Here is a 6,360-nt window from a genome sequence, read left to right on the forward strand (position 1 = left end):
ATATTCAAAAGGTAAGCAAACTGTAATTCCAACCGCAAACAAAATAATCGAAGTTGCTTTTGCAAAGCGCCAAAATTCAATATTATGATTTAAGATTATTTTAAGAATCAATCCTATTAGGATTAAGATAATTCCTAGGATGTATATTAAATTCTTTTTCAATGTTTTCTATTTTGCAGTTTGAGTAAATGCGGTACAACGGCTGGGGGTTGATAAAGTGCAGGCGGTTGGAACATCGTCATCGTCCCACGTTGAGGACGCTGGATTGAAACGGTAAAGTTTCCTAATCCGCTGATAGCCTGCATTTTATTAACCCCTTGTTGTGCAACGTTTTTTTTTAAAATGTCATTTTTCCTGCCAAATATAGTATTAGAAGTGCAATAAATGGTAAAACAAGCACTATCAACCAACTAATGATTACAATTACTTTCATCCAACCATTCATATCCTTTATTGGCTCTTTTTGAACAAATTGTTTTATGATATCTACAATTCTTTTTTCTTCTGGTACTTCAAATCTGCTATTTGGTTTCACTAATTTCACAACTGCTGACATATGTGTTGCTAATTCATCTCTTATCCGCCAATATTCTTCATTAGATAAATCTTCATAATTTTTATTAAGTTCATAATTTTTTGTTATTAGTATTTTTTTTATTTTCTGAATTTCAGAGATTTGTTTTATCTGGAAGAATAAAGCAACAGGAATAATTAACAGGATATAAGATTCTATGTATATTGCAATTGCAGCAATAGAAATTATTGAAACCCATAAGAAAACAATATTAATTTTGATATTATCATCGAAAAATAAGATTTTAACTAATTTACCTCCATCTAATGGTTGAATTGGTAATAAATTAAAAATGTTAATAAATATAAAAATGTCAGCAATACTAGTTAATAAAGGATTTTCTATTAGTATACCAATGATAAAAAATATAGTTCCGATTATTATCCCTGGTACAGGACCTGCTAAAGATATAATTGTATTCTGTTTTTGTGATACTTCCTTCTTATTACCTGATGTGAGTGCTCCAATCATTGGTATAAAAAAAATACTTAAGTCAGAATAATCATAAAGTTTCATTGCAACAAAATGGCCTAATTCGTGAATTATAATAACAATTGCAACTATTATAATTGAATAAATATTCCAACTTAAAATAAAATATAAAGCAGCAATAAACAGTAATAAACTTATCAAAGATTTTGTTGATGTTTGATTAATTCTTCCAATTTCAGGCTTTTCTGGAAATTCAATGTCATTAGGTATTACTTGATTTTTTTCTCTTAAATTTCTTTCGTTAATTGCTGCTGCTATTGCTTCTTCGTTGTTTAAAAGAGTTATTCCTTCAATTATTTCCTGAAGTTCTTTATTGGACTTCATTTCCATAATCTTTGGCCAATTATATGCTGCCATATTCAGTTACTAGTTAAGTGTTTATTTGAAAGTAATTGTATTGTTAATTTGTTTGTTCCTTAAAACAGTCTAAATTCTATATTTGTCACATCATCAAAATGTTGCACAACGGCTGGGGGTTGATAAAGTGCAGGCGGTTGGAACATCGTCATCGTCCCACGATGAGAAAGCTGGATTGAAACGCTAAAGTTTCCTAATCCGCTGATAGCCTGCATTTTATTAAACCCTTGTTGGCAACTGGGCTTTTTCTATTCGTTAATCAATTCTTTTACTTTTTCTTCAAGCTGCTTTTTGTCTGGAAGATAGAGTTGATATTTTGATACGAAAATATTATTCGAAATTCCACCAATTGCATATTCTACAAGTATGTCGTTTTTATCAGCACCTAAAACTATTCCTATTGGCGGATTGTCTCCTTCTGTATTTTCTTCAGTCTTGAAGTAGTTTAGGTAAAGGTTCATTTGACCTATGTCGTAATGCTTTACGTGTCTAGTTTTTAGGTCAATAAGTACGAAACATTTTAGAATTCTATGATAAAAAACTAGGTCAACATAGTAGTGCTCATTGTCTAATGTAATTCTATACTGTCTTCCAACAAAAGAAAAACCTTTCCCTAATTCGAGTAAAAAAACTTGAAGATTATCAATTATTTTCTGTTCCAGATTGCTTTCTGTCATTCGAATTTCTTCGCTAATTTTCAGAAATTCTAGAACATATGGGTCTTTCACAATATCTTTGGGTTCAGAAATTATTAAGCCTTGTTTTGCTAGTTGAAGAACGCCCTTCTTGTCTTTACTTAATGCTATTCTTTCGAAAAGGGAGGTGCTAATTTGCCTTTTAAGTTCTCTTATGCTCCAATTTTCTTTTTCACACTGTTTGATATAGAATTCCCTTGAAGTGTCATCTGATATTCCTAGAAGTTCGGCATAATGAGACCAGGCTAATTTTCCAGACAGTGTCTGGAAAATTGGAAATTTGATGTAAAACAGTCGCATTAAGTAAACATTACTTTTGCTGAATCCTTTACCAAATCTAATTCTTAAGTCTTTTGCAAGATTTTCAAGAAGAGAACTTCCATAATCAGCTTTTTCATTCCCACGTTGTTCAAATTCAACTATAAATTTTCCAATCTCCCAATTCGCTCTTAAATGTTCAATATTAACTGCTTTCACAGCCCTATTTCTAGCTTCCTCTATGGTTTCGCCAATAGATTGAACTAGTTTTAGGTAATTTTCATTCGTTGTTGGTAAAGTCATAGTATTCAACAGTATTTTTTGCTAAAGTACGGATATTTTTCTAATGGATTATGATTGTCTAATGCAGCTTGATTTTTCGTCATAGCCTTGTTGCCAACGGCTGGGGGTTGATAAAGTGCAGGCGGTTGGAACATCGTCATCGTCCCACGATGAGGAAGCTGGATTGAAACGGTAAAGTTTCCTAATCCGCTGATAGCCTGCATTTTATTAAACCCTTGTTAGGCTACGTTTTTTTTATTTTTATATTCGTCTGTCTTTGAATTCATTGCACACACTAATCAGTTCGCTTATTCTTGACTTTAAGAATAGATAACCAATAAGTTATATTACGCTCAAAGTTAATATTCCAATTTTAATTTATTCATTTCGAGTATTCTCAAAATACATTTTCGAAAAACTAAATTCAATAATATATTTATACTTTTTCAATCTTGACATTCAATTCGTTTTCGATTTTCTTAATTAATTCTTGGTCATTTGGAAGTAGCCAACGTTCATAAACCCATTTAAAAAGTCGAATAACAGCAAAGGGAAGTATTAATAATAGAATTATAACAATTCTTTCCTCAAGTCCTGCTTTTTCTGACACAAAACTCCAAATCAATAGACCTATTAATACAGGTAGTGAAATTAGATATAAAACCCACTTAATAGTACTAATAATACTTTCAATTTTGTATTCGAACTCAATTCCCGTTTCTTTAATTTCAAATGTCAATCTTATAGGTTGAGAATGAAATGTTATAAGTCGAAATGATTTTTCCTTAATTTTTCCAAGAAACATTATTCCTTTTGGTTTAACAAATGGTGTTTTTTCTATTGTTATTGATTTAAGTCTATTTATAATCTCATCAACAGATTCTGATGAAATAATCCTGCATCTTATTTTGTTCATAATCAATTGTGTGTGCGTATTCATAAAATGTAGCCTAACGGCTGGGGGTTGATAAAGTGCAGGCGGTTGGAACATCGTCATCGTCCCACGATGAAAAGCTGGATTGAAACGATAAAGTTTCCTAATCCGCTGATAGCCTGCATTTTATTAAACCCTTGTTGTGCATAGTGGTTTTATTCTTTCGTTTTACTTTTTATTAATTCTTCAATTTCAAAAAACCTTTTCTGTTCCCACTCAGTAAATATATTTAAATCATTCTTAATTAAAGGGTCAGGAATATACCAAGCATATTGAGAAAAGTAATTGTGTAAATCTTTGCTCTTGAAGTCATAACCTTTAAATGCAAATAAAGAATTCTTCAATATTCTCAATTCTTCATCTGTCCAAATTACATCATTATCTTTAAGGCTTTGAGCAAAATAATTTATCCTAAATTTTGAATTGAATTCAAACATTTTGTCAATGATGGTAATCCTAAAATCAAATTCAGGAACAAAGTTCTTTGCACGATAACGTATTGAACCAGATTTAACATATCCTGTTACTGTACTATTGACATCATTTTTGTTTAAAAGCCGTCCAATACCAATTGTTTCCCACATATTGAAATCATTCTGATTTTGCATTCTTTCGGGCAAATGAAAATATATGTCTTCGCCTAAATTGATAATGAGTTCAAAATCTTCAATCTGTTTATTTGCCCAAAGTTTCCCTGTGGTTAATTTATAGTCATACGTTTTGATTGGTAAAATATTAAAACTTCCTATGTAACTATATGAATGTTGGACAGTGTTTATACCCTTCTTGAATGTTACAGGAAAGTAGTAAATGAAGTCTTTCCCATCAAAATTTTCTTTATTATAAAGTTTAAAGTCGGTACTATCTATCGATGTTATATTGAACTCAATAAGTTCATTATTTACATAAACAATGAAATCTTTAATTTGCGGATGTTTTTTTTCTTCATCCGTAACTACACCATCTGCTGGTGGTGTTACAAAACCAACAAGTATTGTCTGTTCATCACTTGGGTTATAAAAAGTAAAATTAATATTGACTCTTAAAAATGCTTTATCTAAAGTCAAATACAAAACTTCTTTTTTGAGTTCAATATTTGTACTTTTTAATGGAAATAGAGTGTTCCCTTTTGCATAAAAACCTCCATCATTTCCAAAAGCATAGTTTGAAATTGTCAAGAAGAATGTAATAAAAAGTATAAGTTTTGATTTTATCTTATCCATTGTTAATTGTTTTATTTTGTCGTCTCTAACCATTATGCACAACGGCTGGGGGTTGATAAAGTGCAGGCGGTAGGAACATCGTCATCGTCCCACGATGAGAAAGCTGGATTGAAACGATAAAGTTTCCTAATCCGCTGATAGCCTGCATTTTATTAAACCCTTGTTGGCAGCTGTTATTATTTATGAAAAAAATCAGAATCGAATATTATCATTTCATTTATAAAAAGTATATCATCACTATCTTCATTGTTGCCATTATCTATCAATTTTAAATAATTTCCCCATGCAGCAGATTTTTCAACTACAATTCCAAATTCTGGTACAAAAAAGTAATGCATTTCTTCATCATCAGCAAGTGGTTCATCAAATAAATATTTATACACAATATATTCATTTGAATTATACCAAATCAATTTTTTGTCACAAAGAATAAGTCTGTTTTCTAAGGTGTCACGGAGATTGTGATAAATATTCGTTGAATTACTTAGAGGAAATTCAAATCTCTGATTAAAAGTGTCATACTGATAAAAATTCATATATGACAATCTAAATATTGAGTCTGCATATTCTTTTTCAATAAGTGTCTTAAATAAAGTATCAATCGAATGTCTATGGAGATTTATAAAACAATATTCTAATTCTTTTTTATCAGGAGTCTTAAGTGAAGAATTATTAGTCTGACATCCTGTGATAAAAATAGTCAAAATGTATATTATTATTCTTCTCATTCGATTTTTTATAATTGCTGCCAACGGCTGGGGGTTGATAAAGTGCAGGCGGTTGGAACACCGTCATCGTCCCACGAGACGAAAGCTGTATTGAAACGATAAAGTTGCCTAATCCGCTGATAGCCTGCATTTTATTAAACCCTTGTTGTGTGCTGGCTTATTTTAGTTTTTCTTTCAATGTATATTTTGTGTTTCCTAAGTTGTATTCAACTATGCCATAATTTGCACTCCAAAAAATTTCCTTTATAGAATTTTCTTCACTACAAAATGACTCATCATTGCACTGAAATATCATTATATCATCATAAGTTTTGTCTCCAATTTTTTTTGTCAAGAAGTCGATTTCATCTAATTCAATATTCTTACTTGCAAAGTAGTAATCATGAGGTTTGTATATAATATTAAAAGTCGTACTACTTTTATTAGCGTCAATTTCAATTAAAGATTGTCTACTTGAATAAAATGTAATTCCCATTGGATTAGTCCATTTGTCTGGGACACTTGCCTCAATAACGATTTTCTCATGATGAGGAGTAATTATTGCTAAATGGTCTTCAGGATTATTGAACTTTTCTGTTTTTAAAATTTTTAGAGTGTCAATATTACCTTCATTATCTTGAAATAAATAAACTTGTCCTGGTCTATATGCAATCCAATCTATTGTTTTTTTGTCAATAGTATATTGTTTACAACCAATGAAAAGCGAAATCAAGGTCAGCAGGATAAGTTTTATATGTTTTCTCATATTTTTCATATTAAGCTTGCACACAACGGCTGGGGGTGTGACCAGTTTGGGGGAGCGGGGCTTGGGATTTAT

The 6,360-nt window shown here is 30.8% G+C and carries 10 protein-coding genes; all 10 read right to left on the reverse strand.

All coding sequences use genetic code 11. The annotated features are described in order from the left end of the window. Window positions 1-158: 158 nt before the first annotated feature. Window positions 159-305, reverse strand: a complete 147-nt coding sequence (locus HPY60_11080; GenBank protein NPV51720.1) for a hypothetical protein — start codon at window positions 303-305, stop codon at window positions 159-161. Between the two features lie 32 nt (window positions 306-337). Next, the gene (locus tag HPY60_11085; protein ID NPV51721.1) at window positions 338-1,423 is read right to left on the reverse strand and encodes a hypothetical protein; all 1,086 of its coding nucleotides are present in this window, start codon (window positions 1,421-1,423) and stop codon (window positions 338-340) included. Between the two features lie 59 nt (window positions 1,424-1,482). Then, the gene (locus tag HPY60_11090; GenBank protein NPV51722.1) at window positions 1,483-1,638 is read right to left on the reverse strand and encodes a hypothetical protein; all 156 of its coding nucleotides are present in this window, start codon (window positions 1,636-1,638) and stop codon (window positions 1,483-1,485) included. Window positions 1,639-1,671: 33 nt separating this feature from the next. Next, window positions 1,672-2,679: a DUF1016 domain-containing protein gene (locus tag HPY60_11095; protein NPV51723.1), complete on the reverse strand. Its 1,008-nt coding sequence runs from the start codon at window positions 2,677-2,679 to the stop codon at window positions 1,672-1,674. A 5-nt stretch (window positions 2,680-2,684) separates the two neighbouring features. Then, window positions 2,685-2,882, reverse strand: coding sequence for a hypothetical protein (locus HPY60_11100; GenBank protein ID NPV51724.1), 198 nt, complete (start codon window positions 2,880-2,882; stop codon window positions 2,685-2,687). Window positions 2,883-3,094: 212 nt separating this feature from the next. After that, window positions 3,095-3,655 carry a hypothetical protein gene (locus HPY60_11105; GenBank protein NPV51725.1) on the reverse strand — a complete coding sequence of 187 codons (561 nt, stop codon included), beginning with the start codon at window positions 3,653-3,655 and terminating at the stop codon, window positions 3,095-3,097. Window positions 3,656-3,747: 92 nt separating this feature from the next. After that, complete coding sequence (locus HPY60_11110) at window positions 3,748-4,815, reverse strand: YARHG domain-containing protein (GenBank protein NPV51726.1); 1,068 nt, start codon at window positions 4,813-4,815, stop codon at window positions 3,748-3,750. Between the two features lie 176 nt (window positions 4,816-4,991). Beyond that, a complete protein-coding gene (locus HPY60_11115) occupies window positions 4,992-5,543 on the reverse strand; it encodes a hypothetical protein (protein ID NPV51727.1) in 552 nt (183 codons plus the stop codon). After that, window positions 5,488-5,673, reverse strand: coding sequence for a hypothetical protein (locus HPY60_11120; GenBank protein ID NPV51728.1), 186 nt, complete (start codon window positions 5,671-5,673; stop codon window positions 5,488-5,490). Before HPY60_11120 ends, HPY60_11115 begins: the two co-directional genes overlap by 56 nt. A gap of 27 nt (window positions 5,674-5,700) precedes the next feature. After that, window positions 5,701-6,288, reverse strand: coding sequence for a hypothetical protein (locus HPY60_11125; protein NPV51729.1), 588 nt, complete (start codon window positions 6,286-6,288; stop codon window positions 5,701-5,703). Window positions 6,289-6,360 lie beyond the last annotated feature (72 nt).

This window comes from Methanofastidiosum sp. (assembly GCA_013178285.1).
Classification (GTDB): domain Archaea; phylum Methanobacteriota_B; class Thermococci; order Methanofastidiosales; family Methanofastidiosaceae; genus Methanofastidiosum.

Coding starts and splice junctions, on each gene's coding strand:
- HPY60_11125 (NPV51729.1), bottom strand. CDS start 6,288: ATGAGAAAACATATAAAACTTATCCTGCTGACCTTGATTTCGCTTTTC.
- HPY60_11080 (NPV51720.1), bottom strand. CDS start 305: ATGCAGGCTATCAGCGGATTAGGAAACTTTACCGTTTCAATCCAGCGT.
- HPY60_11090 (NPV51722.1), bottom strand. CDS start 1,638: ATGCAGGCTATCAGCGGATTAGGAAACTTTAGCGTTTCAATCCAGCTT.
- HPY60_11085 (NPV51721.1), bottom strand. CDS start 1,423: ATGGCAGCATATAATTGGCCAAAGATTATGGAAATGAAGTCCAATAAA.
- HPY60_11115 (NPV51727.1), bottom strand. CDS start 5,543: ATGAGAAGAATAATAATATACATTTTGACTATTTTTATCACAGGATGT.
- HPY60_11120 (NPV51728.1), bottom strand. CDS start 5,673: ATGCAGGCTATCAGCGGATTAGGCAACTTTATCGTTTCAATACAGCTT.
- HPY60_11100 (NPV51724.1), bottom strand. CDS start 2,882: ATGCAGGCTATCAGCGGATTAGGAAACTTTACCGTTTCAATCCAGCTT.
- HPY60_11105 (NPV51725.1), bottom strand. CDS start 3,655: ATGACGATGTTCCAACCGCCTGCACTTTATCAACCCCCAGCCGTTAGG.
- HPY60_11110 (NPV51726.1), bottom strand. CDS start 4,815: ATGGATAAGATAAAATCAAAACTTATACTTTTTATTACATTCTTCTTG.
- HPY60_11095 (NPV51723.1), bottom strand. CDS start 2,679: ATGACTTTACCAACAACGAATGAAAATTACCTAAAACTAGTTCAATCT.